We start from the raw sequence: 24170 nt of genomic DNA, 5'->3' as shown, positions 1-24170 counted from the left end.
CCATTTGTCATGAATTCATCCACCCCGCATCCCCCCATTGACGTTTTCCCCCGCGCCGGCAGCAGCCTCTACTACGCGCTGGCTGCGGCACCTGCTTCACAGCGTCCCGCCTTGCTGTATTGGGTGCAATGGTGGCACGAGACCGCCCAGATTCCTTTCAAAATCCAGGATCCCGGCGTGGCGGAAACGAAACTCCGCTGGTGGTTGCAGGAATTGAACGACGCCGCGCAAGGCCAGGCACACCACCCTTTGCTCAAAGGTTTGACCGATGCCTCACGCGTCAGCGCCCCTGCGCAGTTGCCTGCCTGGCCCTTGTGGAGCAGCCAGATTGAAGGCCTCATCACGCTCATCAACCAGACGCGCTGGCTGGATGACGCGAGCCTGCAGCGGCACATGAGGCAAACGACGGGCGCTGCCGCAGAAGGTGCCGCGTGTCTGCTGGGCGCCACCAGCGACGCCGCACGACAAGCCGCTCACCAGTTGGGCTGGGGGCTGCGCCAGGCTCACCAGTTGGCCAGGCTGGGTCAGGACGCGCGCAGCGGCTGGATCCAGGTCGCCATCGATGTGTTGCAGGCCCATGATGTGCGCGCCCACCAGTTGAGCAAACCTGATGCGGCTTCGCCGGCCGAAGGCTGGCCCCGTTTGCTGACGCATCTCCACGGGCAGGCCTCGGCGCATCTCCACCAGGGGCTGTCCGCCTGCCGCGCCCTGCCCTCGGCTGAACAAGCCGCGCTCAAGCCCTTGCTCGTGCTGTGTCACATCTACCTGTATCTGATCGATCAGGTCGCCCGCCAGGGGGATCGGGTGCTGCACGAACGTATCGTGCTGACCCCGCTTCGGAAATGGTGGATAGCCCAGCGTGTTCGCTGGGGCCTCTTGCGCTGAACCGCTAGTGAGCGAAAGGCGCAGCCAGCGGCTCGCCGACAAACAGACCCTGCTGCGGCCACATCACGCTTTTCCAGTACGCCTCCAGGGCCGTGGCGCCTTGCACATAAAACAGCAGCAGGACCTGCGGATGCGGGAACTTCTGCGGATGGGCACAGGGCTCGCTGGTGGTGCCATAACTGGCCGTGGCGCCAGCATCGATCCACGAGAGCACGGACATCTGCCCGTGCGCGTCATCCAGCATGCCGCCAAACGAAGTCAGGTGATCGGCCAGGGCCCCCGGCACAAAGCTCACCGTGTCCAGGCCTTCGATACGCTCCCGCCCGGTCATGTAGAGCAGCACGCGATCGACGTGGCGCAAGGCATCCGTCTGATCCAGCAAGACGTTGATGCCGACCTTGGGCTGAGGCCCGGCTGGTGGATACGACCACTGTCGAACACTGCGTACCTGGTCTGATGTCGTGACAAAGTGCACGTCCACAGGGGGCGCCCCCTTCAGCCCCAAGGTGCCGTCGGAGCGTACCCCGCGGTCGATGAGGGCCTTGGCACTTGCCACATCCTTGGCAGCCAGGAGCATGCCTGGTCGCATGTGGTGGTCCTTGAAAGGCTTGACGGATACCGACCCGAAGTAGACAGACGACCGGCTCTTGTGCCCGGGTTTCTGGCAGGCCTCGCTGCACAATTTGCCGTCATAGCCCAGCGCCAGCGCGCCTGTGATGGAATTGCAGCCCACGGCATAGGGCTGCCTCCAGGCCAGCGCCAGGCCTTGAACCCGGCTGCCGTAGAAGGCGTCGACCTGCTTCGAAAACTTCGCGAAATCCGCTGGCGACAACTCCGGCTTCACCGGCAGGTTGACGCGCAGGATCTGCGAAGCGGGGATGCGCCTTGCTTTCGCGTAATACGCCCCCACCTGTACGGAATACGGATCATCCTCGTTGATGACCAGCCCCAGGTCCTTGACGCCCAGTTTGCCGATCACGCGTGGAAAGGGAGACACCCAACGGTGCACAAACGGTGCCGATGCGGCGGAAGCCGGCGGCGCTGCAGCCGCACCCGAGGCTGTTGACGACGCGGCCCCAGGCGCGCTCGCGGCGGTTTTTTCCACACTACTGGCGGGGACATCCGGCTGAGCCATCACCCCACCGACAAAACAGGCCGCCAACAGTCCCGGCAGCCAGGCTGACGCCGACCGGAAAGCGAGGACGAAATCTCGCCAAATTGGCGCAAATGGTCTGGAAATGGTCATGGGCGTTATGAAATGCCGAAAACGACATGGCAGACGGGTGGAAATGCGCTCAAGGCACGGATTATTTCGCCGATTGATGGGGGATCCCGCCTTTCAAAATCCCTTCTCACGGAGGAAAACCCCGATGAGCGATACCAAAGCAGCTTCCACTTCGATCCAGGTTCTCAGCAGAATGTTCAGTCTGCTGGACACACTGGCGCGCGATGGCGGTGCCGTTTCACTGAAACTGATCAGCGAGCAGACCGGACTTCATCCCTCCACAGCTCACCGCATCCTCAATGACCTGGCCGTTGGCGGCATGGTCGAGCGATCGGGCCCCGGCAGCTACCGGCTGGGCCTGCGCCTGCTGGAGCTGGGCAACCTGGTTCGCGCTCGCCTGGATGTGCGCGATCTGGCCGTGCGCCCGATGCAGGAGCTTCACAGGCTGACCGGCTTCCCCGTTTCCCTGTTCATTCGCCAGGACGACGATGCCTTGTGCATCGAACGCACCGTGTCGGAACGCAATGGCGTGCAGGTGACCCGCGTGATGGGCCTGCGCGTGCCACTGACCAGCAGTGCCGCCGGCAAGATCCTGCTGCTCAATGAATCCGGCTCTGCCCTGCAAGGCCTGGCGGGCGCCCACCCAGGGCTGCACGCCGAGCTGTCGTTGATCCGCCAAAGCGGCATCGCGCAAGAAGGTGAAGGGCAAGACCCCTCCCTTCAACTCAGCGCCGCGCCGATCCTGGACGACCAGGGCCGCGTTACAGCCAGCCTGGCGCTCAACGCACCTGCCGCCCGCATGAGCCCGGAGTGGGGCGAAGCTTTGAAGAACACAGCGCAACGCGTGTCGAGCACGCTGGGGTGGAGTCACAGTTGATGCCTGGCCGCTAAAGGCCGCAACGAAAAAGCCACCGACATGCGGTGGCTTTTTTCATGCCTGGCCGAACCCTGGGCTCAGCCGGTAGCACGATGAGTCAGGACTGAACCTTGTTGTGCGGCAGGCTACTCAAGGCGCCCTTTTGCGTGGCCGACTCGATCCAGCGACGCACGCGCTCTGCATCGGCCTGACGCGAATACTTGCCTGCCGAATCCAGGAACACCATGATGAACTTTCGGCCAGCCATCTTGGCCTGCATCACCAGGCAACGCCCCGCTTCCACGATGTAGCCCGTCTTTTGCAGACCGATGTCCCAGGCGGGGTTGCGCACCAGGCTGTTCGTGTTGTGGAACTGCAGTTGGCGGCTGCCCACACGCACGGCGTACTCATGCGAGGTCGACAGCTCACGGATCAGGGGCTGCTGGTAGGCAGCCTTGACCAGCGAGGCCAGATCCTTGGCGCTCGACTGGTTGCCACTGTTGAGGCCGGTGGGGTCCACATAACGGGTATCGGCCATACCCAGCGAACGGGCCTTGGCATTCATGGCCAGCACGAAAGCAGGCAAGCCACCAGGATAGGTCCGCCCCAAGGCGTGAGCCGCGCGGTTTTCCGACGACATCAGGGCCAGATGCAGCAGTTCACCACGGGTCAGCGTGGCGCCCACCGCCAGGCGGGAGCTGCTGTTCTTTTCGGTGTCCACGTCATCGGCGGTGACCGTGATGGTTTCTTCCAGCGGCAGCTTGGCTTCCACCATCACCATCGCGGTCATCAGCTTGGTCAGCGATGCGATCGGCAGAACGGCTTCGGAATTCTTGGCAAACACCACTTCATTGGTGTCCTGGTCCATCACCAGCGCCACGCTGGACTTCAGATCCAGTGGATCCTGTGTGTGGTGCAGACCATAGAGCTGACCAAACGAGGTGCCTGAGGCGCTGGAGGCTGCGGCCAGATTGGAGGATGGGCGAACCGGTGCTGCAGCGTTGATGGACACGGGCGCCAGTCTGGCAGGCACGGCGTTGCTTGACACTGCGCGCACGACGCTGGCGCGGGGGGCTTGCTGGACCACGCGACCGCGAGACTTGGCCTGACGGACCACCTTGCGAGCAACGGGCTTGGCCTTGACCACCTTGCTGGCCTTGGCGGTACGGGTGGTGGACTGACGGGCCTTGGTAGCTGCTTCAACAGAGGTGCAGAGGGACACGGACAGCACCGATACCAGTGCAATTGCAAGCCAGTTTTTCTTCAATTTCGAGCACACCACGGTACAGCCCTTTCGTCTTCACGCAAGTGTAATAAAAAAGACGCGCAAGATCAAAGACTTACGCGTCTTTTATCAAGTGGCCTGGCTGATCAGACCACCGTCATGCGGGTCAACCCTGTGCGGCCACCCTTTCCGACTTGCTGTGGAGCTTGTTCAACGCAGAAAGATAGGCTTTGGCTGACGCCACAACGATGTCCGGATCTGCTCCGACCCCATTGACAACCCGCCCGCCATGCTGCAGACGAACTGTGACCTCTCCTTGTGATTCTGTGCTTCCCGAGGTGATCGCATTGACCGAGTAGAGGACGATTTCTGCGCCACTTTTCACGACAGCCTCGATGGCCTTGAGGGAGGCGTCCACCGGGCCATTGCCATCGCTCTCGGAGCGGTGTTCCTGATCGCCGGCCACGAACACGATGTTGGCGTGCGGGCGCTCACCGGTTTCGGAACGCTGAGACAGCGCCACGAAGCGGTAGTGATCCTGCTCGCTGGCGGCACCGTCGTGGCCCACCAGGGAAATGATGTCCTCGTCGAAGATCTCGCTCTTGCGGTCGGCCAGTTCCTTGAAGCGGCCAAAGGCGGCATTGACTTCGGTTTCCGAGTCCAGATCGATGCCGAGTTCCTGCAGGCGCTGCTTGAAGGCGTTGCGGCCGGAGAGCTTGCCCAGCACGATCTTGTTGGCAGCCCAGCCCACGTCTTCCGCACGCATGATTTCGTAGGTGTCCCGCGCCTTGAGCACGCCATCCTGGTGGATGCCGGAGGCGTGGGCAAAGGCGTTGGCGCCCACCACAGCCTTGTTGGGCTGCACCACGAAACCGGTGGTCTGAGACACGAGGCGCGAAGCCGGCATGATCTGCTGGGTGTCGATGCCCACGTCCAGGCCGAAGTAGTCGCGACGGGTCTTGACCGACATCACGACCTCTTCCAGCGCGCAGTTGCCGGCACGCTCGCCCAGGCCGTTGATGGTGCACTCCACCTGACGCGCGCCACCGATCTTCACGCCGGCCAGGGAGTTGGCCACGGCCATGCCCAGGTCGTTGTGGCAGTGCACGGACCAGATGGCCTTGTCCGAGTTGGGCACTTTTTCGCGCAGAGTCTTGATGAAGTTGCCGTACAGCTCGGGGATGGCGTAGCCCACGGTGTCCGGGATGTTGATGGTGGTCGCGCCCTCGGCGATCACGGCTTCGCACACGCGGGCCAGGTAATCGAGGTCGGAGCGGTAGCCGTCTTCAGCCGAGAACTCCACGTCGGACGTGAGGTTGCGGGCAAAGCGCACGGACAGTTTCGCCTGCTCCAGCACCTGCTCGGGCGACATGCGCAGCTTCTTTTCCATGTGCAGTGCGCTGGTGGCAATGAAGGTATGGATACGCCAGGAGTTGGCGCCCTTCAGGGCCTCGGCAGCACGAGCGATGTCGCGGTCATTGGCGCGAGCCAGCGAACAGACGGTCGAATCCTTGATCACGTCGGCGATCGACTTGATGGCCTCGAAGTCACCATTGGACGAAGCGGCAAAACCGGCTTCGATCACGTCCACCTTCAGACGCTCCAGCTGGCGGGCAATGCGCAGCTTTTCTTCACGCGTCATGGACGCGCCGGGCGACTGTTCGCCATCGCGCAAGGTGGTGTCGAAAATGATGAGCTTGTCGGTCATGGTGGTCTCCGTGGGACAGAAGTCGGTTCAGATCAGGTTGGTGGCCGCCTGGCGTGCTGTGAAGCATCTCTTGGGCATCTGGCCAGTTCCGGATTGATCAATGACTCCATCCAAAACAAAACGGCCCGCAAGAAGCGCTTGGCGGGCCGTGATGCAAGGTACAGGTGTGTACAGACGATAGCGATCAACGCGCCCGGGGCTCTCCTAGCAGTAGTAGCAGCGATGCGTTGAACGTTTTCATGGGTATCAATATAACACGCAGGTTCAGAGCCTGAGGCTGGCAATAACGCCAAACAAACCCAGGAAATGACGATCAGCGATGCAGGCCGGCTTCATCGGGCTCATCGGTCGAGGTGGAAATCACGCTCACCGGCTTGCCCTTCATGCGCTTCCAGATGTAGACACCATAGCCGGAGGTGCCGTAAACCACAAAGATTCCGAAGAGCACGATGGGCGGATGGATGGTGATCACGGCGATGCCCAGCGCGATCGCCACGATGGCGATGAACGGCACCGTGCGCCGGAAGTTGACGTCCTTGAAGCTGTAGAACGGGATGTTGGTGACCATGGTCAGCCCCGCGTACAGCGTGAAGCCACAGGCCAGCCAGACCATGCCGTGCAGGGAGCGGGCGGTTTCACCCATGTCGGTGACGACCCAGATCAGGCCCATGACCAGGGCCGCAGCGGCCGGGCTGGGCAGGCCCTGGAAGAAGCGCTTGTCCACCACCGCAATATTGGTGTTGAAGCGCGCCAGGCGCAAAGCCGCACACGAGCAGTACACAAAGGCAGCGATCCAGCCCAGCTTGCCCATGTCCTTGAGCGCCCATTCGTAGACGATCAAGGCGGGTGCGGCGCCAAAGGACACCATGTCTGACAGGCTGTCCATCTGCTCGCCAAACGCGCTTTGCGTGTTGGTCATCCGGGCGACCCGGCCATCCAGGCTGTCGAGCACCATCGCAAAGAAAATGCCGATCGACGCCTGGTCAAAATGGCCGTTCATGGCCATCACGATGGCGTAGAAGCCGCCGAACAATGCGGCCAGCGTGAACAGATTCGGGAGGATGTAGACGCCCTTGCGACGCGGACGGGGCGCGTCATCGGCATCATCCAGGCTCAGATCCACATTGGGATCGGCCTCTTTCGGGGAAACAGGTTGCACAGTCAAGCCTTGTTCAGGGTTGCCAGAATGGTGGTGGTTGCCGACACCTTGTCGCCAGGGGCAACCTTGGGCACGGCATGCGGCGGCAGGTAAACATCTACCCGAGCGCCAAAACGGATCAGGCCGTAACGCTGCCCACGCGTGAGCGTGTCGCCCGGCTTGACCCAGCACAGGATCCGGCGGGCGATCAAGCCCGCCACTTGCACCAGCGTCACCAACTGGCCGTTGGACTCGATCACGATGGCATTGCGCTCATGATGGCGTGAAGCCGTATCCAGATCGGTGTTCACCAGTTGCCCGGGGATGTACTCGACCTGGCGGATCACGCCGTCCACGCTCGCACGGTTGCCGTGCAGGCTGAACAGGCTCATGAACACGCTGATGCGCAAGGCGTCACGGTTGGCGTAGGGGTCGCGGGCCTTTTCGATGCGCACGATGCGACCGTCTGCTGGCGACAGCACCACACCGGCCTGGGCAGGCACGGCGCGTGGCGGATCGCGGAAATAGACCATGTGCGCCAGCAGGCCAGCCACGGCAACCAGGGATGCCGCCAGGGGGCCTTGCCAGGCAAAGGCCAGCAGGCAGGCCAGCAGCACCAGCCCCATGAAGGGCCAGTTCTCCCGGCTGGGGAAAGAAATGGGAAAGCTCATCGTGCGGCGGAGGATACCTCAAGCCACGCTGGCCTGATGCACAACCCTCTGAGGAAATGGAATCTCGACGCCCATGCTGTTGAGCGTATCCAGGATGGCCAGATTGACCGCCGAGCGTGCACCGAGTTGCCCGTTTTCGGGATCCATGATCCAGAAAGCGACGGTCAACTCCAACCCGTCCGCAGCGAAATCGGACAGGTGCACGGCGGGGCCAGGATCCTGAACCACACGCGGCAAGGCCGCCACGGCGTCCTTGAGCCTGGGCATGACACTGTTGAGGTCGGTGCCGTAGGCCACCTGTACGACGGTCGTGAGCATCAACTTGTTGTCCGCCAGGGATGCGTTTTCAACACGCTGCGTGATCAGCAGTTCGTTGGGCACGATCGACTCCCGGCCCGTGACCGAGCGCAGCACGGTGTAGCGCGTGTTGATGTCGGTGATGCGCCCCTCGAAGTTGTCGACCTTCACCAGATCCCCGATGCGCAGGCTGCGCTCGGCCAGGATGACGAAGCCGCTCACGTAGTTGGCGGCCAGCTTCTGCAAGCCAAAACCCAGACCAACGCCCACGGCACCGCCCAGCACCGACAAGGCTGTCAGGTCGATACCGGCGGCCGACAGGGCCATGATCAGCCCCAGCGTCAGCAGGATGGCGCGGATGGCATTGGCCGCGATCTTGCGCAGCGACAGGTTGTCCGTGGCGCCCTTGAGCAGCTTTGTCTCGATCGCCGAGGACAGGCTCAAGCTCAATATCAGCACCAGCACCGCACTGAGCGCGCCTTCAATCAGGTTGCGCAGGCTGACCCGCGTCGCGCCGATCTTCCAGGTGATGTCTTCCAGCTCGCCCAGGATCATGGGCATGACGCCGGTGACCCACAGCACGGTGACGATCCAGGCCATCCACGAGACCGTCCGTTCGACCACCCTCACCGTCTGGGAAGACGGAAAGGCCACCTTGAGCACCTTGACCGTCAGCCGAATGACGGCCAGGGAAGCGAGGATCGGGATGATCAGACGGAAAACCGTCAGCGGCAAGACACCCATGAGGGCGCGGCGCGCAGCCAGGGCCAGCAGCAAGGCCAGCACCGGAAACAGCACCCCATCCACGATATTGCGGCCGAACCAGACGGAATGCGGATCCCCCTGTGCACCCCGCCAGAGGCGCAGCAGGCCCCAGGAGAGCGCCAGGCAACCCAGGATGATGCCCGCCTCGGACAAGGCAGAGCGTTGCTGCAGCCCATCCAGCAACTGAAGCAGTTCATCAGGGGTGATGGGATGGGTGACCTGGACGGAACTCACGGACATGTAGAAGATAGGCGGGCTTAGTTTTCAATCAGGGTTCGCACATGCGCCGCCACACTGCGGGCCAGCGAACTGAGGTTGTAGCCGCCCTCCAGACAGGACACGATGCGCCCCTTGCTGTACTTGGCTGCCACTTCCATGATTTTCGCCGTGATCCAGGCGTAATCTGCCTCGACCATGCCCAAACCGCCCATTTCGTCCTCACGGTGGGCGTCAAATCCGGCCGAAATGAAGATCATCTCGGGCTGGAAGTCTTCCAGGCGATACAGCCAGTAGCTTTCCACCACGTCGCGCACGACCTTGCCGTCGCTGCGCGCGGGGATCGGGATGTTGACCATGTTGCCGGCACGGCACTCCGCCCCACTATATGGATAGAAGGGGTGCTGGAAGAGCCCCACCATCAGGACGCGGTCGTCGCCTGCCAGGATGTCTTCCGTGCCATTGCCGTGGTGCACGTCGAAGTCCACCACCGCCACGCGCTTGAGCCCCCGCACGTCCAGCGCATGGCGCGCGGCCACGGCGACGTTGTTGAAGAAGCAGAACCCCATGGTCTGGTTGTGGGTGGCGTGGTGCCCGGGCGGCCGCACGGCACAGAAAGCGTTGTCCAGCTTGCCGTCGATCACGGCGTCGGTCGCGGCGATGGCGGCACCGGCGGCTCGCCAGGTTGCGGCACGGGTTCCGGGACTCGCCCAGGTGTCCGGGTCGAGCGCACGGGTGTCGCCTGTGGCCTCCAGCTGTTGCAGGAAGTCATCCAGCGTCAGCACGTAGTTCAGATCGTGGGCCAGTGCCAGATCGGTGTTGCTGGCCAGCGGCACATCAGGCGACAACATCAGGACATCCAGCCCCTGGGCTCTCAACTGGTCTTCAATGGCCGTGATGCGCTGGGGGCATTCGGGGTGTCCGTTGCCCATGTCGTGATGCAGGCAGTCAGAGTGTGAAAAATAGCCGGTTGCCATGGGTCAGCTTTGGTCCGCACGCCGTGCGGGTTTGAGGTAATGTCGCGTCATGTTGCGAAACGACTCGAACCATGCCATGCCGACTGGCGCTGCCACGTCCGTCAAGGGCTCGCAAATCACTCAGCTCATCGATCAGGTTAGCACGATCATTGTGGGCAAGCGCGAGCAGGTCACCCTCAGCGTGATCTGCCTGCTTGCTTCAGGTCATCTTTTGATCGAAGACGTGCCGGGCGTCGGGAAAACCACCCTGTCGCAAGCCCTGGCGCGCAGCCTGGGCCTGAGCTTCTCGCGTATCCAGTTCACCTCGGATTTGCTGCCGACCGATCTGATCGGCGTGAGCGTCTACGAGCGGCAGAAGGAAGCCTTCGTCTTCCATCCCGGGCCGGTGTTCGCGCACGTGCTGCTGGCAGACGAAATCAACCGGGCGGGCCCGCGCACCCAGAGCGCCCTGCTGGAGGCCATGGAAGAACGGCAGGTATCGGTGGAGGGCGAAACACGCCCCCTGCCCTCGCCGTTTTTCGTGATCGCCACGCAAAACCCCTCCGAGCAACTGGGCACGCACCCGCTGCCTGAATCTCAGTTGGACCGCTTCGCCATGCGCCTGTCGCTGGGCTACCCCGACCCAGGCGCCGAGCGCTCCTTGCTGACCGGGCAGGATCGCCGCGGTGCCATGCTGCATCTGCAACCGGTGATGACGCCGGCGCAATGGCAACACTGGCAGCAACGCGTGGACGAGGTCCATGTGGCCGACAGCCTGCTGGACTACCTGCAGGCCTTGATCACTGCCACCCGCGATGGCCGCTGGTTTGCACTGGGCCTGAGCCCGCGTGCCGGCCTGTCGTTGTTGAAGCTGGCACGCTCCAGGGCCCTGGTGCTGGGCCGCCAGCATGTGTCGCCTGAAGACATCCAGAGCTTGTGGATTCCCGCCGTGGCACACAGACTGATGCCCTTGCCACAGTCCGGCCGCAGCGCCACGGCTCAAGCACGGGCGTTGCTGGAGGCCACGCCGGTCCCATGACGATGACCCGCGTGCGCGCGATGCTGAACACACCCAGCCCACGCCTGAACCTGAACTGGATCAGGCAAAGGGTGAACGCCTGGTGGGAATCTCGCCTGCCCAGACGTGATCAGCTCACCCTCAATCAACGCAATCTCTACATCCTGCCGACCAAGGCTGGCTGGGCTTTTGCACTCGTGTTCGTGGTACTGCTGCTGGCCTCCATCAACGAACAGGTCAACCTGGGCTATGCCTTGAGCTTCCTGCTGGGCGGGGCCTCCATGGCGGCGCTCTATCAGACCCATGGCAATCTGCATGGCGTGAACCTGCGGCTGCTGACGCTGCGCAGCGTGCACGCCGGCCAGGTTCTGCGCGTGGGCATCACCCTGAGCAACAAGCACCGCAAGCTGGGGCGTTATGGCTTGCAGGTCACGGCAGGCCCCAAGGCCCCCGAGGGCACGATGGAGGGCCCCGGTACGCCCGCGCACGCCGAGTTGACACCCGGCAGCGATTGCACGGTTGACGTCGATGTGGCCACACAGCAGCGCGGCTGGCTGACCCTGCCCCGCATCACGATCGACACCCGCTTCCCGCTGGGCCTGTTTCGCGCCTGGGCCTACTGGCTGCCTCAGACCCGCGTGCTGATCTGGCCCGCCCTGGACCCCAATGCACCGACGCTCCCACAAGGACGCCGGTTGGAGGCCTCGGAACACGCGCAACGCGCCACGTCAGTCAGCTCGGAAATGCCGGAAGGCCTGCGCGACTACCGGCGCGGGGATCCGATGCGCTGGATCGCCTGGAAGAAGTCCAGTCAGGCCCTGGCCTCGGGTACGGGCCTGGTCAGCCGGGAGCCCGCACAAGGCCACAGCCCGGATCTCTGGCTGGATTTCGAACACAGCCCGGGGATGATCGGTCTGGATGCGGAAGCCCGTCTCAGTCGCCTGGCCAGTTGGCTGATTCAGGCCGAGCAGGATGCGTCCGCCCGAGGCCCCATCTATGGCTTGCGGCTACCCGGCGTGGCCGTGGACTGCAACGCCGGCTCACATCACCTGCGCCGCTGCCTGGACACCCTGGCCTTGTGGAACCCTGGCGCCCAGACCGGAGACCTCCGGTGAGGCGCCTGTCAGCATCGTCCTTGACGCGTGAAGGCCGTGACACGCTGTTGTTGCTCGCCGTGCTCACCCTGAGCATCCTGCCTCACCTGCCTCGTCTGCCATTGTGGTCGTCCGTGAGCACGGGCCTGGCCATCCTGCTGCGCGCCCGCATGGCCTGGCGCGATGACCCGCTGCCACCACGCTCGGTGTTGCTGGTCTGTCTGGCCATTGGCATGGGACTGACCGTCTGGACCTTCCACACCTTGTTCGGACGAGAAGCCGGCGTCACCCTGGTCTGCCTGCTGGCAGGCTTGAAAACGCTGGAGCTGCGTGCCCGGCGAGATGCCTTCGTGATCACTTCGCTGGGCTTCTTCCTGATCCTGACGCAGTTCCTCTACTCGCAAAGCCTGTTCATCGCCTTGCTGATGATCGTGGTGCTGATGGGCATGCTGACCTCGCTGGTGCTGGCACAAAGACCGCTGGGGCGCCCCAGCATCTGGTCGGCCATGAAGATCGCCTGGCGTTGCGTGCTGATGGGCATCCCGGTGATGCTTGCGCTGTATGTGCTGTTCCCGCGCCTCGGGCCTTTGTGGAGCGTGCCGGCCGATGCCGGACCTCGCACGGGGCTGTCCGACCGCATCAAGCTGGGCAACGTATCGGAACTGGCTCAGGACGACACCGTCGCCATGCGCGTGAAGTTCATCGACGTACCTCCGGTGACCAGCAAGCTGTACTTCCGCGGCCCCGTGCTGGACTTTTTCGATGGCCGCAACTGGATGGCACGCCCGCGCAACCCGGCCCTGATCAGCGCCGACGAGGTCTTCCCGCCACGCCCGAGCGGACAGGTCACGCGCTACCAGATCACGATCGAGCCGAGCAAGGTCAGCACGGTGCCCTTGCTGGACGGCACCTTGCTGGCTGCACCCACACCACCCCAGACCGAGCCTCAGATCGTGCGCGAGGGCCTGAACTGGATGGCCGCTCAGGCACTGGCTGACCGCGCCCAGATCGATGCGCAGGCCTGGTTGCAGATCGAGCACGGCCCGCGTGAGGGCAGCCCGCTGCTTCAGGACTGGTTGCAACTGCCATCGGGCTACAACCCGCGCACCATCGCCTGGGCCTTGGCCATGCGGCAGTCGGCGGCACTGGCCGAGGCCGACCCCAGACGCTTGTCAGAAGCCATCCTGCAGCACATCCGCCAGCAAAACTACCGCTACACGATGACGCCAGGTGATGCCTATCTGGACGCCGACGGCAAACCCGAACGCCACCTGATCGACCGTTTCTGGCTGGACCGCCGCAGCGGCTTCTGCGAGCATTACGCCACGGCCTATGTGGTCATCATGCGGGCCATGGGCGTGCCAAGCCGTGTGGTCACTGGCTATCAGGGCGCGGAGATCAATCCGGTGGACGGCTGGTTCGTGGTGCGCAACAGTGATGCACACGCCTGGGCAGAGTTCTGGCAGCCCGGCGAAGGATGGGTGCGCGTGGACCCCACCGGTGCCGTGGCGCCTGAGCGCATCGAACGTCCGCGGCAGACCTTCGGGCGCCGCAACATGCTGCCCGGCCCGCTGGCCAACATCGACCCGGCACTCTGGAGCCGCATTCGCGATTACATGGACGCCAGCAATCACCGCTGGAACCTGTGGGTCTTGCAGTACTCGCGCCATCGCCAGATGCAGCTGCTGCAGGACTGGGGCTTTTCGTCCCCCAGCACCACCGACCTGATCCGCCTGTGCGGCATCGTGATTGCCTGCACCAGCCTGCTGGGCGTGGGCTGGCTATGGTGGACCAGGCCACGCACGCCACGCACCCCGTGGCGACGCCCTCTCATGAAGGTTCACCGTGCCCTGGTCGCAGCCGGCCTGCCTGAACCGGGCAGCAGCCCTGCCCCCGCGCCTGCGCTGACCTGGGCCGAGCGACTGGAACACCTGCCGATTGCGCCCAACCTGCAGGCTACCAGGCAAGCCCTGATCGATGCGCTCAGACAGCTCGATGCCTTGCGCTACGCGCCTCAGACCGGCCACCAGCGGGAGGCCAGACAACAGCGGTCAGCGTTGGTGCAGGCGATTCAGCAACAGGCGCAGCAATGGCGCGCGATCAAACGGCGGGATCGGGCAAACTAGGCACACCAAGCCTCCTTGAACCCGCCAGTGCCGCACCGTCAGTCATCCCACCTGTTTCGCGCCAGTTTGCTGGCCATGCTGAGCGCCCTGGTCGGCGCGTGCAGCACGCCCCGGACACCATCGCCACCGCCAGTGGCCAGCGCACCAGTGCCCAGCGAGCCACAAGGTGCCCATGCCCGCGGCCCCTCCAATGACCCGGGCGTGATCACCAAAGGCATCGTGACGCCGGACATTCAGGGGCAAGCCCCGAAAGGCATGTCAGGCAGCCCGACAAGCGACAGCTATGCGAGCCGCGATGATGCCCGTGTGCTGGCTGCAGACATCGCCAACAAGATGGTCCTGGATCCGCAATGGACATGGAACGCGGTAGCCAAGGCGCGCTACAGAGAAAGCGCCGCGCGGCTGATGCTGCCCGCACCGGTTGGCACGGCCAAGAACTGGGGGGTCTACCGCAGTCGCTTTGTTGAACCCATCCGCGTCAAGGCCGGCGTCAATTTCTGGCGCGCCCACGAAACCGAACTCAAACGCGCGGAAAGCACGTATGGCGTGCCTGCCAGCATCATTGCGGGCGTGCTGGGCGTGGAAACGATTTATGGCCGGCAAACGGGGAATTTCAGGGTGCTGGACGTCCTGACCACCCTGAGCCTGGATTTCCCAAAAGGCCGCAGTGATCGCAGCGAGTTCTTCAGGTCTGAACTGGCCCACTTCCTCAAGCTGTGCCAGGAGCAAGGTACGGAGCCGGAAACCGTGCTGGGCTCCTATGCCGGTGCGATCGGCCTGCCCCAATTCATGCCGAGTTCCATCCGGCGTTTTGCCGTGGACTTCGACGGCGACGGCCACATCGATTTACTGCGTAGCCCCGTGGATGCCATCGGCAGCGTCGCGCACTACCTGTCGCAACATGGCTGGCGCGCCCAATGGCCAGCCTATTTCGATATCAAGCCACCGCAAGACGAGCAGGCACTGGCCAAACTCCTGGCCCCGGATATCTTGCCCAGTTTCTCGGCGTCAGACATGAAGGCATTAGGCGCGTCCCTGTCGGACAGCGGACAAAATCACCTGGGCCAGCTCGCCATGGTGCTGCTACAAAACGGCAACGATGCGCCGACCATGATCGCAGGCACGGACAATTTTTACGCCATCACGCGCTACAACCAGTCCAGCTATTACGCACTGGCGGTCATCCAGTTGGGCGAGGTTGTTTCCCGAGAAGCAAGTCGGCAAAATACGCAAACTCCGTAATACGGGTGTTTTATCAAGCCTAGGTATTACTACTTATGCCGAGTGGCAATGAACGACAAGAGGTCAATAGTGCCTCGACGCAATATCATGTGCATTCGGACATGATCAACGGGACGCTCGGGCATATTGCGTTTGCAATGAAATTTAATTTGTGTATAGAATCCGGCACAGGTTGATGCAAGCGCGACTGGAACGACTTCCGGGTACAGCCCATTGACTGCAGGCTCTCACCAATAAGTATTCATTGCCCTAGACACCCGGGCCACAAAGGACACCAAATGAGCAACTACCAAGAGCTTCTCGCACAAAAGGCCGCACTGGAAAAACAGGCGGCAGATCTGGAAAAGCAACTGCAGGACGCACGTCGTGCCGAGCGTGCAGGTGTGATCGCTCAAATCAAGTCGCTGCTGGCTGAGCATGGCCTGACCGTTGCCGACCTGGGCCTCAAGGCAGGCAAGCCCGCCACAGGCGGCAGCGCCTCTGCTGGCCGCAAGGTGGCCCCCAAGTACCGCAACGCTCAAACCGGTGAAACCTGGACCGGCCGTGGCCTGCAGCCCAAGTGGGTTCAAGCCGCCATCGCTTCGGGCAAGAAACTCGAAGATTTCGCGATCTGAATTTCAGATTGAAACAAAAAGGCCGGTCGACAGACCGGCCTTTTTTATTGCTCAGGGCTTGGCAGGTTTGAAATCACCTGCAAGACCCAATACAAACTGTTCGGGCTTCAGATACTTCTTGAGCGCCTGATTGACCTGATCCAGCGTGAGGGATTCGATGGCCGCATCGACCTGAGCCGCCAATGCATAGGTGCGATCCAGGTACAAATTGGCCGCCCAACCAGCAGCCAGACGTGCGTCTTGCGCCCTGCCCAGACGGCGGAAATTCAGCAGGCCGCGTTTACCGGATTCAAACTCGGCCTGCGTGAAGCCCTGCGCCAGCGCTCGACTGATCTCTTCCTTGAATGCAGTCTCCACTTTGTCGCGGTTTTGAGGCGCAAAGATGGCCGAAGCCGTCCATTCGGAATGCTGCTCGACGGGATTCCAGTTCACGCTGCTGTACACGCTATATGAAAGGCCTTCCTTTTCACGGATACGGTTCCACAAACGTGAGTCACCGCCCGCACCCAATAAATGATTGGCCAGCATGAACGCAGCGTAATCAGGATCCCGGTCGGTCATGGCCAATGGCATGACCACCGACATCGCGGCATTCTGTTTATCAGGCGTGCTCAGCACCAACCGTGTCGCGGGCAGTTTGATCAGGGGATTGGGCACGCGCGCAAATGGTTTGTCGTTGCGCCAATCACCAAAACCTGCCTGCAATGCCTGCCTCACCGCATTGGCGTCCAGATCACCCACAGCAGCAAATTGCGCATGGCCGGCAGCCAGAAACTCGCTGTGGAATGCGCGCACGCGTTCAATCCGAACGGACTTCCAATCCGCTTCGGTTTCAGCGAAGGTGCGGGCATACCTCACGTCGCCCGCCGGATAAGGATTGCCATGCCGCGAGATGGCTTCAGCCAGCACCGCTTCGGGTTCCTTGCTCTGCTCTTCCAGGGAAGCGAGCGCCTGATGGCGAGCCTCTTCCAGTGCATCGGCCGGCAAGGCTGGGTGGCGCAACACATCGGCCACCAGGGAGATCACGGCAGGCAGGTGTTCGCGTCGCGTGGCGAGGTTGACGATCAACTGGCCAGGCGCGGAAGCAAAGCTCACCTCTGCCTGCAAGGCGTCGAGCTTGTCCTGCAACTGCTGGCGGTTCAAGGTGCTGGTGCCTTTGTCCAGCAAAGCGGCCAGGGCAGCCGGTGCCTCACCCCAGTTGGCGAGCGACTTTTCATCACCGAAGCGCAGCGTCAGGCTAGCCTTGACAGCCTGGCCACGGGTCGACTTGGGCAGCAGCGCCACCTTCATGCCTGATGGCAAGGCAAAGCGCTGGGTACGGGCGTCGATGTTGGCCGGGCTGGCATCGAAGGCCTCTGCCTTGGCCTGCGCACCTTGTGCCTTGAAGTCCTTGAACATGTCGGCCACGTTCACGCGATCCGGCTGCGGCGCACGCTCTGGCGTGGCGGTGGGCACATACTGGCCCAAGGTGCGGTTGGACGACACGAACACCTGCTGAGCCACACGTTGCACATCGGCCAGCCTGGCGTTCTTGATGCGGTCACGCGTCAGGAAGAACAAGCGCCAGTCGCCTTGCGCCACGGTTTCAGACAGGGCCACACCAATGCGCTGCGGATCTGAAAAGCCCATGTCCCAGGACTTGAGCCACTTGGCCTTGGCGCGGTCCAGCTCTTCCTGTGTGATGGGCGACTGCTTGAGCGAGGCCTCGATGACATCCAGCATCGCCTTGCTGGATGTGGCTGGGTCCTGTTGGGGCGAGAGTTGCGCACCCAAGAGGATGAAACCAGGATCAGCCATGCCTTCCGAGAAACTGAATACACCGGCAGCCAGTTGCTTTTCTGTCAGCGCCTTGTGCAGGCGACCGGAAGGCGTGTCCCCCAGGATCACGGAGATCAGCTCGATGGCGGCGTAGTCCGGATGCGCGCCCGGCATGATGTGATAGCCCGCGTACAGCAAGGGCACGCCACCGACTCGACGCAAGGTCACGGCGCGCTCGCCATCCTGCACGGGATCCAGCGTGTACAGATGCGGCAACTGGCGTGAAGGCTTGGGAATCACGCCGAAGGCTTCCTGTACCCAGGGCAGCACTTTGGCCGGATCAAACTTGCCCGACACGATCAGCGTGGCGTTGTCAGGCTGGTAATAGCGGCGATAGAAGGCCTGCAGGTGACTGATGTCCACGCCTTCGACGTCGGCCCGCGCGCCAATGGTGGACTTGCCATAGTTATGCCACTGGTACATGGCCGAGACGGTTTTTTCCATCAGGATGCGGCCGGCATCGTTTTCGCCCATCTCCATCTCGTTGCGCACCACGGTCATTTCGCTGTCGAGGTCCTTGCGGGCAATGAAGCTGTGCACCATGGCGTCAGCCTGCCAGTTCAGGTACCAGCGCAGGTTGTCCTCGTTGGCAGCAAAGCTGGCGAAGTAGTTGGTGCGGTCGTACCAGGTGCTGCCATTGGCGCTGAAGCCACGCTTGTTGAACTCGGCCCAGACCTGCGGGTACTTGGGCGAGCCCTTGAACATGAGGTGTTCCAGCAGGTGAGCCATGCCGGTCTCACCGTAGCTCTCGTGGCGCGAACCCACACGGTAGGTCACGTTGACCGTGGTGGTGGGTTTCGAATCGTCGGGGATCAACAGCACCTGCAGACCATTGGGCAGGCGGTATTCGGTGATGCCTTCTACCGACGTCACCTGTTTGATCGCCGCAACGTCCTTGCGGACCACCAGGGTCGCCTTGCCAGGGGCAGCTGCGGGCGCCGCCATCGCCTGCCCTGCAAGCGTGGAAGCGACCAGCAAGGTCAGGGCACTCAGGACCAGGCGGGGTGATTGACGAAAACGGGCAGCACGTGAACTGGGTGAGATCGATGCGTTCATGGTTCGGGTCGTCATGACAAAAAAGGCCCGAAAGCGGACCGAGCTTTACTGAGTGTAGGCGGCATGTGTAAAGGTTCCCTTTACAACTGCGCTTCGTGAGGATGTTCAGTGCCTTGCACTGCTTTGTGCAATGTCATCTGCGCCGCACTTGATGCATGGTAAAAAACAGTGTTCTCTCTGAACGAAAAGATCCAACATGACTGCCGACACAGGCCCCCTGGCCTCCCCGATCCGCAAGCGACTTGGCTGGGTGGTGCTGGCCTTGGTTGCTGCAGCTGCGCTGATCGCGTGGAACCGCCTCAAACCGCAAGGGATGCCACCCGGTATCGCCAGCGGTAATGGCCGCATTGAAGCCACCGACATCGACGTGGCCACACGCACGGCCGGCCGGCTCAAGGATGTGCTGGTCAAGGAAGGTGACGACGTCGAAGCCGGGCAGGTGCTGGCCCACATGGACACCGCCACGCTGGAGGCCGATTTGCAGCGTGCCCAATCTCAGGTCAATCAGGCGCGCAATGCCAAGGCCACGGCTGCGGCCATGCTGGCACAACGTGAGCAGGCCGTGACCACGGCCTCGGCGGTGGTGTCACAACGGCAGGCGGAGCTGAACCTGGCCAGCAAGCAGTTGCAGCGCACGCAGGAGCTGGTCAACAAGGGCTTCCTGTCGCCCCAGAAGCTCGATGAAGTGCAGGCGCAGGTCATGAGCGCCAAGGCGGGTGTCAGCGCGGCGCAGTCCCAGGTGGCAGAAGCGAAAACGGCCATCACGGCCACACGATCGCAACTGCAGGAAAGTGATGCGGCGATTGCCACTGCGCAAGCCAGCCTGGCGCGCGTCCAGGCCGACCTGGACGAGAGCGTGCTCAAGGCCCCCAGGCCGGGGCGCGTGCAGGTTCTGGCCGCACAGGCCGGTGAAGTCCTGGGGGCGGGAGGTCGGGTCGTCTCGCTGGTGGATGTGGGTGATGTCTACATGACCTTCTTTCTGCCCGAAACCGCAGCCGGGCGTGTGGCCATCGGCTCGGAGGCCCGCTTGGTGCTGGACGCAGCACCTCAATACGTGATCCCCGCCAAGGTGACTTTTGTGGCCAGCGTGGCGCAGTTCACCCCGAAAACGGTCGAGACCACAGCCGAGCGCCAGAAACTGGTCTTCAAGGTGCGTGCCCAGATCGACCGGGCCCTGCTCGATCGCTATCGCCAGCAGGTCAAGACCGGCATGCCAGGCATGGCCTATGTGCGTGTGCAGCCCGATACGCCCTGGCCCGACAAGCTGAATGTGGCGCTGCCTGAGCAGCCCTATCCCAAACCAGACGCCCAAACCGCCGCGCAACCGGTTGCATCCAGCGCATCAACGCCCTCCACACCGTGAACCAGCCTGTTGCCAACATCCGTTCGCTGAGCCACGCCTACAAGCGGGCCCAGGCGCTGGATGAGGTCACGCTGACGATCCCGGGCGCTTGCATGGTCGGCCTGATCGGGCCGGATGGCGTGGGCAAATCCACCCTGCTGGCCTTGATGGCCGGCGCGCGCCGGATTCAGCAAGGTGAGATCGAGGTACTGGGCGGCAACATGGCCAGCGCGAGGCATCGCCGCGAGGTCTGCCCGCGCATTGCCTACATGCCGCAAGGGCTGGGCAAGAACCTCTACGCCACGCTGTCCGTGCGCGAAAACGTGGACTTCTTTGGCCGCCTGTTCGGCCACGAGGCCAACGAGCGCCAGGCCCGCATCGATGACCTGCTGCACAGCACCGGCCTGGCCCCGTTTGCAGACCGGCCGGCTGGCAAGCTGTCTGGCGGCATGAAGCAGAAGCTGGGCTTGTGCTGCGCGCTCATCCACGATCCTGACTTGCTGATCCTGGACGAGCCCACCACCGGTGTGGACCCACTTTCGCGCCGCCAGTTCTGGGAGCTGATCGAACGCATCCGCTGCCGACGCCCCGGCATGAGCGTGCTGATTGCCACGGCCTATATGGAGGAGGCGCAGCGCTTTCATCACCTGGTGGCCATGGACGATGGACGCGTGCTCGCCACCGGCACGCCAGCCGAATTGCTGACGCGCACCGGTTGCCAGGATCTGGAAGCGGCCTTCATCCAGTTGCTGCCTGAAGCAAAACGCCAGGGGCACCATGCCCTGGTCGTGCCGCCGCGCCAGCATGAAGATGGTGACATCGCCATTGAAGCCCACGGCCTGACATGCCGCTTCGGCGACTTCACCGCGGTTGACCACGTCGACCTGGCCATCCACAAGGGCGAGATCTTCGGCTTCCTGGGCTCCAACGGCTGCGGCAAGACCACCACGATGAAGATGCTGACCGGCCTGCTGCCTGCCTCCGAAGGCAGTGCCTCGCTGTTCGGGCACCCGGTGAACGCGCAAGACATGGCCATCCGCCAGCGCGTGGGCTATATGTCGCAAGGCTTCTCGCTCTACAACGAGCTGACCGTCACACAGAACCTGGAACTGCACGCCAGGCTGTTTCATGTGCCTGCAGCGCGGCGTGCCGAACGCGTGCAGGCGATGATGCAGCGCTTCGAGCTGGAGGCCGTGGCGGATGAGCTCCCTGAGAAGTTGCCGCTCGGTGTGCGTCAGCGCCTGTCGCTGGCCGTGGCTGTGGTGCACCAGCCGGACATGCTGATCCTGGACGAGCCCACCTCGGGTGTGGACCCGATCGCCCGCGATCGCTTCTGGGAATTGATGATCCAGCTCTCACGGGAAGACGGCGTGACCCTGTTCATCTCGACCCACTTCATGAACGAGGCCCAACGCTGTGACCGTATCTCGCTGATGCATGCCGGGCGAGTGCTGGCCAGTGACACACCAGCCGCACTGGTTCAACAACATGGCCACACCAATCTGGAAGACACCTTCATTGCCCTGCTGGAGCAGGCGCAATCTGCTGATCAGGCCGGCCCGGCCAATCAAGGCGCCACAGGTGAGCCTGACCACGCGAAGACGGAACAAGCCGGCACGCACACCGCCCGCCAACCTTCATCCCGCTTCAGCCTGGCGCGGCTGCTGAGCTACGCCCACCGCGAATCACTGGAGTTGCGGCGCGACCCCATCCGCCTGACCCTGGCCCTGCTGGGCACCGCCCTGCTGATGATCATCATGGGCTACGGCATCAGCATGGACGTGCAGGATCTGCGCTTTGCCGTGCTGGACCGCGATCAGACCACCCTGAGCCGGGACTACGTGCTCAACATCTCGGGCTCGCCCTACTTCCTGGAGCAGCCGCCCATCCAGAACGATGCCGATCTGGACCGGCGCATGCGCAATGGCGAGCTGAGCCTGGCCATCGAGATCCCGCCCCAGTTCATGGCCGACGTGCAACGTGGCCGCCCCACGAGCATCGGTGTATGGGTGGATGGCGCCATGCCGCAACGCGCCGAAACCGTGTCCGGCTATGTGCAAGGCCTGCACGCCAGCTACCTGGCCGACAAGATGGCGCAAGCCGGCATGCAGGCCCCCGCGCTGGCCGAGGTCGAGATCCGCTACCGCTACAACCCGGACGTCAAGAGCCTGTACGCCATGGTGCCGGCCGTGATCCCCATCCTGCTGATCTTCATCCCGGCCATGCTGACGGCGCTGGGCGTGGTGCGCGAGAAGGAACTGGGCTCCATCATCAACCTCTACGTCACGCCGGTGACGCGGCTGGAGTTCCTGCTGGGCAAGCAGCTGCCATATATCGGCACGGCCATGGTCAGCTTCCTGCTGATGACGGCCATGGCGGTCTGGGGCTTTGGCGTGCCCCTCAAAGGCAGTCTGCTGGCACTCACGCTGGGCGCCCTGCTCTATGTGACCGCGGCCACCGGCCTGGGCCTGCTCATGTCCACCTTCACCAACAGCCAGATCGCGGCCATCTTCGGCACCTCGCTGGCCACCATGCTGCCCGCCATCCAGTTCTCGGGGATCATCAACCCGGTGTCCTCGCTGGAAGGCTTCGCCGCCGTGCTGGGCCGCATCTACCCGACCGGCCCCTTCCTGATCATCAGCCGTGGCACCTATTCCAAGGCGCTGGGCCTGGCAGAGCTGTGGCCGTATTTCATCCCGCTGGCGGTGGCCATTCCGGTGCTGACCATTGTCAGCGTCGCCCTGTTGAAAAAGCAGGACAAGTGAGGACCGGCCCATGCAAAGACTGCAGACCTCACTGGCCAACATCTTCAACCTGGGCGTCAAGGAGTTACGCAGCCTGTGGCGTGACCGTTTGCTGCTGCTCTTCGTGATCTGGGCGTTTTCCGGCGCCTTGTACACCGCCGCCAAAGGTGCGCCAGACCGCCTGCACCGCGCGCCCATGGCCGTGGTGGATGAAGACCAGTCCAGCCTGTCTCAGCGGGTGATCAATGCGTTTTACCCGCCCACCTTCATGAAGCCCAGCCTCATCAGCCTGAGCGACATGGACCCCGGCATGGACGCCGGTCGCTACACCTTCGTGATGGACATCCCACCCGACTTCCAGCGCGATGTGCTGGCCGGCAAGACGCCCGCCATCCAGCTCAACGTGGATGCCACTCAGATGAGCCAGGCCTTTCTGGGTTCAGGCTACATTCAGAGCATCGCACTGGGCGAGGTCAGCGAGTTCGTGCAACGCGAGCGGCTCAACAGCACCCCACCTGTGGACCTGGCCATGCGCATGCGTTTCAACCCGGCACTGGACAACACCTGGTTCATGGGCGTGATGGAACTCATCAACAACGTGACCATGCTGTCCATCATCCTCACGGGTGCGGCCTTGATCCGAGAGCGGGAACACGGCACCATCGAGCATCTGCTGGTGCTGCCGCTCCAACCTGTGGAGATCATGCTGGCCAAGGTCTGGGCCATGGGCGCCGTGGTGATGCTGGCCACGACACTGGCCGTGCACTTCGTGCTGCGAGGCGCGCTGAGCATGCCGATCACCGGTTCGGTGGGCCTGTTCATGGCGGGTTGTACGCTGCACCTGTTTGCCACCACCTCGATGGGCATCTACCTGGGGACCGTGGCACGCTCGATGCCACAACTGGGCTTGCTGATGATTCTCGTGCTGCTGCCACTGGAAATGCTCTCGGGCGGCATGACCCCCAGCGAGAGCATGCCCGAGGTGGTGCGTTTCATCATGCTGGGTGCGCCCACCACGCACTTCGTGAGTTTCGCGCAGGCCATCTTGTACCGAGGTGCCGATCTGAGCATCGTGTGGCCGCAGTTCGCCGCGATCGCGCTGATTGGCGCCGTGTTCTTCACCGCCTCTCTGAGGCGCTTCCGTTCTGCGGTCAGCCGCATGCAAACCTGACAC

18 protein-coding genes are annotated in these 24170 nt (G+C 63.0%); 10 read left to right on the top strand and 8 right to left on the bottom strand.

Annotated features, from left to right (window positions below):
* Positions 1-9 precede the first annotated feature (9 nt).
* Positions 10-885, top strand: coding sequence for a squalene/phytoene synthase family protein (locus VFW93_RS15880; protein WP_329694938.1), 876 nt, complete (start codon positions 10-12; stop codon positions 883-885).
* A gap of 4 nt (positions 886-889) precedes the next feature.
* Here the strand turns inward: VFW93_RS15880 and VFW93_RS15875 are convergent, their stop codons facing one another.
* A complete protein-coding gene (locus tag VFW93_RS15875; protein WP_329694937.1) occupies positions 890-1882 on the bottom strand; it encodes a TIGR03790 family protein in 993 nt (330 codons plus the stop codon).
* Positions 1883-2255: 373 nt separating this feature from the next.
* On the opposite strand from VFW93_RS15875, the gene VFW93_RS15870 reads away from it, so the two are divergent.
* On the top strand, positions 2256-2987 hold the full coding sequence (locus VFW93_RS15870) for an IclR family transcriptional regulator (RefSeq protein ID WP_329694936.1): 732 nt from the start codon (positions 2256-2258) through the stop codon (positions 2985-2987).
* Positions 2988-3084: 97 nt separating this feature from the next.
* On the opposite strand, the gene pbpG is transcribed toward VFW93_RS15870, so the two are convergent.
* The 6 genes from pbpG to VFW93_RS15840 all read right to left on the bottom strand — a co-directional run bounded on the left by pbpG (position 3085) and on the right by VFW93_RS15840 (position 9963).
* On the bottom strand, positions 3085-4188 hold the full coding sequence (pbpG, locus tag VFW93_RS15865) for a D-alanyl-D-alanine endopeptidase (protein ID WP_414639699.1): 1104 nt from the start codon (positions 4186-4188) through the stop codon (positions 3085-3087).
* Positions 4189-4357: 169 nt separating this feature from the next.
* The gene (locus VFW93_RS15860; protein ID WP_329694935.1) at positions 4358-5899 is read right to left on the bottom strand and encodes a 2-isopropylmalate synthase; all 1542 of its coding nucleotides are present in this window, start codon (positions 5897-5899) and stop codon (positions 4358-4360) included.
* Positions 5900-6212: 313 nt separating this feature from the next.
* Positions 6213-7022, bottom strand: coding sequence for a CDP-diacylglycerol--serine O-phosphatidyltransferase (gene pssA / locus VFW93_RS15855; protein WP_329694954.1), 810 nt, complete (start codon positions 7020-7022; stop codon positions 6213-6215).
* 38 nt (positions 7023-7060) lie between these two features.
* The gene (locus VFW93_RS15850; RefSeq protein ID WP_329694934.1) at positions 7061-7708 is read right to left on the bottom strand and encodes a phosphatidylserine decarboxylase; all 648 of its coding nucleotides are present in this window, start codon (positions 7706-7708) and stop codon (positions 7061-7063) included.
* Positions 7709-7726: 18 nt separating this feature from the next.
* Complete coding sequence (locus VFW93_RS15845) at positions 7727-9010, bottom strand: mechanosensitive ion channel family protein (RefSeq protein WP_329694933.1); 1284 nt, start codon at positions 9008-9010, stop codon at positions 7727-7729.
* Positions 9011-9027: 17 nt separating this feature from the next.
* Positions 9028-9963, bottom strand: coding sequence for a histone deacetylase family protein (locus tag VFW93_RS15840; RefSeq protein ID WP_329694932.1), 936 nt, complete (start codon positions 9961-9963; stop codon positions 9028-9030).
* Positions 9964-10039: 76 nt separating this feature from the next.
* Here VFW93_RS15840 and VFW93_RS15835 point away from each other — a divergent pair, with 76 nt between their 5' ends.
* The 5 genes from VFW93_RS15835 to VFW93_RS15815 all read left to right on the top strand — a co-directional run bounded on the left by VFW93_RS15835 (position 10040) and on the right by VFW93_RS15815 (position 16036).
* Positions 10040-10981: a MoxR family ATPase gene (locus tag VFW93_RS15835; RefSeq protein WP_329694931.1), complete on the top strand. Its 942-nt coding sequence runs from the start codon at positions 10040-10042 to the stop codon at positions 10979-10981.
* The gene (locus VFW93_RS15830) at positions 10978-12075 is read left to right on the top strand and encodes a DUF58 domain-containing protein (RefSeq protein WP_329694930.1); all 1098 of its coding nucleotides are present in this window, start codon (positions 10978-10980) and stop codon (positions 12073-12075) included. The genes VFW93_RS15835 and VFW93_RS15830 overlap by 4 nt, the downstream gene beginning before the upstream one ends.
* Positions 12072-14180 (top strand): transglutaminaseTgpA domain-containing protein, encoded by a 2109-nt coding sequence (locus VFW93_RS15825; protein WP_329694929.1) that lies wholly within the window; start codon positions 12072-12074, stop codon positions 14178-14180. Before VFW93_RS15830 ends, VFW93_RS15825 begins: the two co-directional genes overlap by 4 nt.
* A 15-nt stretch (positions 14181-14195) precedes the next feature.
* Positions 14196-15422, top strand: coding sequence for a lytic murein transglycosylase B (mltB, locus tag VFW93_RS15820; protein ID WP_329694928.1), 1227 nt, complete (start codon positions 14196-14198; stop codon positions 15420-15422).
* Between the two features lie 278 nt (positions 15423-15700).
* Complete coding sequence (locus tag VFW93_RS15815; RefSeq protein WP_329694927.1) at positions 15701-16036, top strand: H-NS histone family protein; 336 nt, start codon at positions 15701-15703, stop codon at positions 16034-16036.
* 51 nt (positions 16037-16087) lie between these two features.
* Here the strand turns inward: VFW93_RS15815 and VFW93_RS15810 are convergent, their stop codons facing one another.
* Positions 16088-18910, bottom strand: a complete 2823-nt coding sequence (locus VFW93_RS15810) for a pitrilysin family protein (RefSeq protein ID WP_329694926.1) — start codon at positions 18908-18910, stop codon at positions 16088-16090.
* 196 nt (positions 18911-19106) lie between these two features.
* On the opposite strand from VFW93_RS15810, the gene VFW93_RS15805 reads away from it, so the two are divergent.
* The 3 genes from VFW93_RS15805 to VFW93_RS15795 are packed head-to-tail and all read left to right on the top strand — an operon-like array spanning position 19107 to position 24167.
* The gene (locus tag VFW93_RS15805; RefSeq protein ID WP_329694925.1) at positions 19107-20273 is read left to right on the top strand and encodes an HlyD family secretion protein; all 1167 of its coding nucleotides are present in this window, start codon (positions 19107-19109) and stop codon (positions 20271-20273) included.
* Entirely contained in the window at positions 20270-23017 is a 2748-nt protein-coding gene (gene rbbA, locus VFW93_RS15800) for a ribosome-associated ATPase/putative transporter RbbA (RefSeq protein WP_329694924.1), read from the top strand. The genes VFW93_RS15805 and rbbA overlap by 4 nt, the downstream gene beginning before the upstream one ends.
* 10 nt (positions 23018-23027) lie before the next feature.
* A complete protein-coding gene (locus VFW93_RS15795) occupies positions 23028-24167 on the top strand; it encodes an ABC transporter permease (protein WP_329694923.1) in 1140 nt (379 codons plus the stop codon).
* Positions 24168-24170 lie beyond the last annotated feature (3 nt).

The sequence above is a fragment of the Aquabacterium sp. genome (assembly GCF_036279675.1).
Taxonomy (GTDB): domain Bacteria; phylum Pseudomonadota; class Gammaproteobacteria; order Burkholderiales; family Burkholderiaceae_C; genus Aquabacterium.
This window is presented reverse-complemented; position numbering and strand designations above follow the sequence as displayed.

Coding starts and splice junctions, on each gene's coding strand:
- VFW93_RS15880 (WP_329694938.1), top strand. CDS start 10: ATGAATTCATCCACCCCGCATCCCCCCATTGACGTTTTCCCCCGCGCC.
- VFW93_RS15870 (WP_329694936.1), top strand. CDS start 2,256: ATGAGCGATACCAAAGCAGCTTCCACTTCGATCCAGGTTCTCAGCAGA.
- VFW93_RS15860 (WP_329694935.1), bottom strand. CDS start 5,899: ATGACCGACAAGCTCATCATTTTCGACACCACCTTGCGCGATGGCGAA.
- VFW93_RS15850 (WP_329694934.1), bottom strand. CDS start 7,708: ATGAGCTTTCCCATTTCTTTCCCCAGCCGGGAGAACTGGCCCTTCATG.
- VFW93_RS15845 (WP_329694933.1), bottom strand. CDS start 9,010: ATGTCCGTGAGTTCCGTCCAGGTCACCCATCCCATCACCCCTGATGAA.
- VFW93_RS15840 (WP_329694932.1), bottom strand. CDS start 9,963: ATGGCAACCGGCTATTTTTCACACTCTGACTGCCTGCATCACGACATG.
- VFW93_RS15835 (WP_329694931.1), top strand. CDS start 10,040: ATGCCGACTGGCGCTGCCACGTCCGTCAAGGGCTCGCAAATCACTCAG.
- VFW93_RS15830 (WP_329694930.1), top strand. CDS start 10,978: ATGACGATGACCCGCGTGCGCGCGATGCTGAACACACCCAGCCCACGC.
- VFW93_RS15815 (WP_329694927.1), top strand. CDS start 15,701: ATGAGCAACTACCAAGAGCTTCTCGCACAAAAGGCCGCACTGGAAAAA.
- VFW93_RS15810 (WP_329694926.1), bottom strand. CDS start 18,910: ATGAACGCATCGATCTCACCCAGTTCACGTGCTGCCCGTTTTCGTCAA.
- VFW93_RS15805 (WP_329694925.1), top strand. CDS start 19,107: ATGACTGCCGACACAGGCCCCCTGGCCTCCCCGATCCGCAAGCGACTT.
- VFW93_RS15795 (WP_329694923.1), top strand. CDS start 23,028: ATGCAAAGACTGCAGACCTCACTGGCCAACATCTTCAACCTGGGCGTC.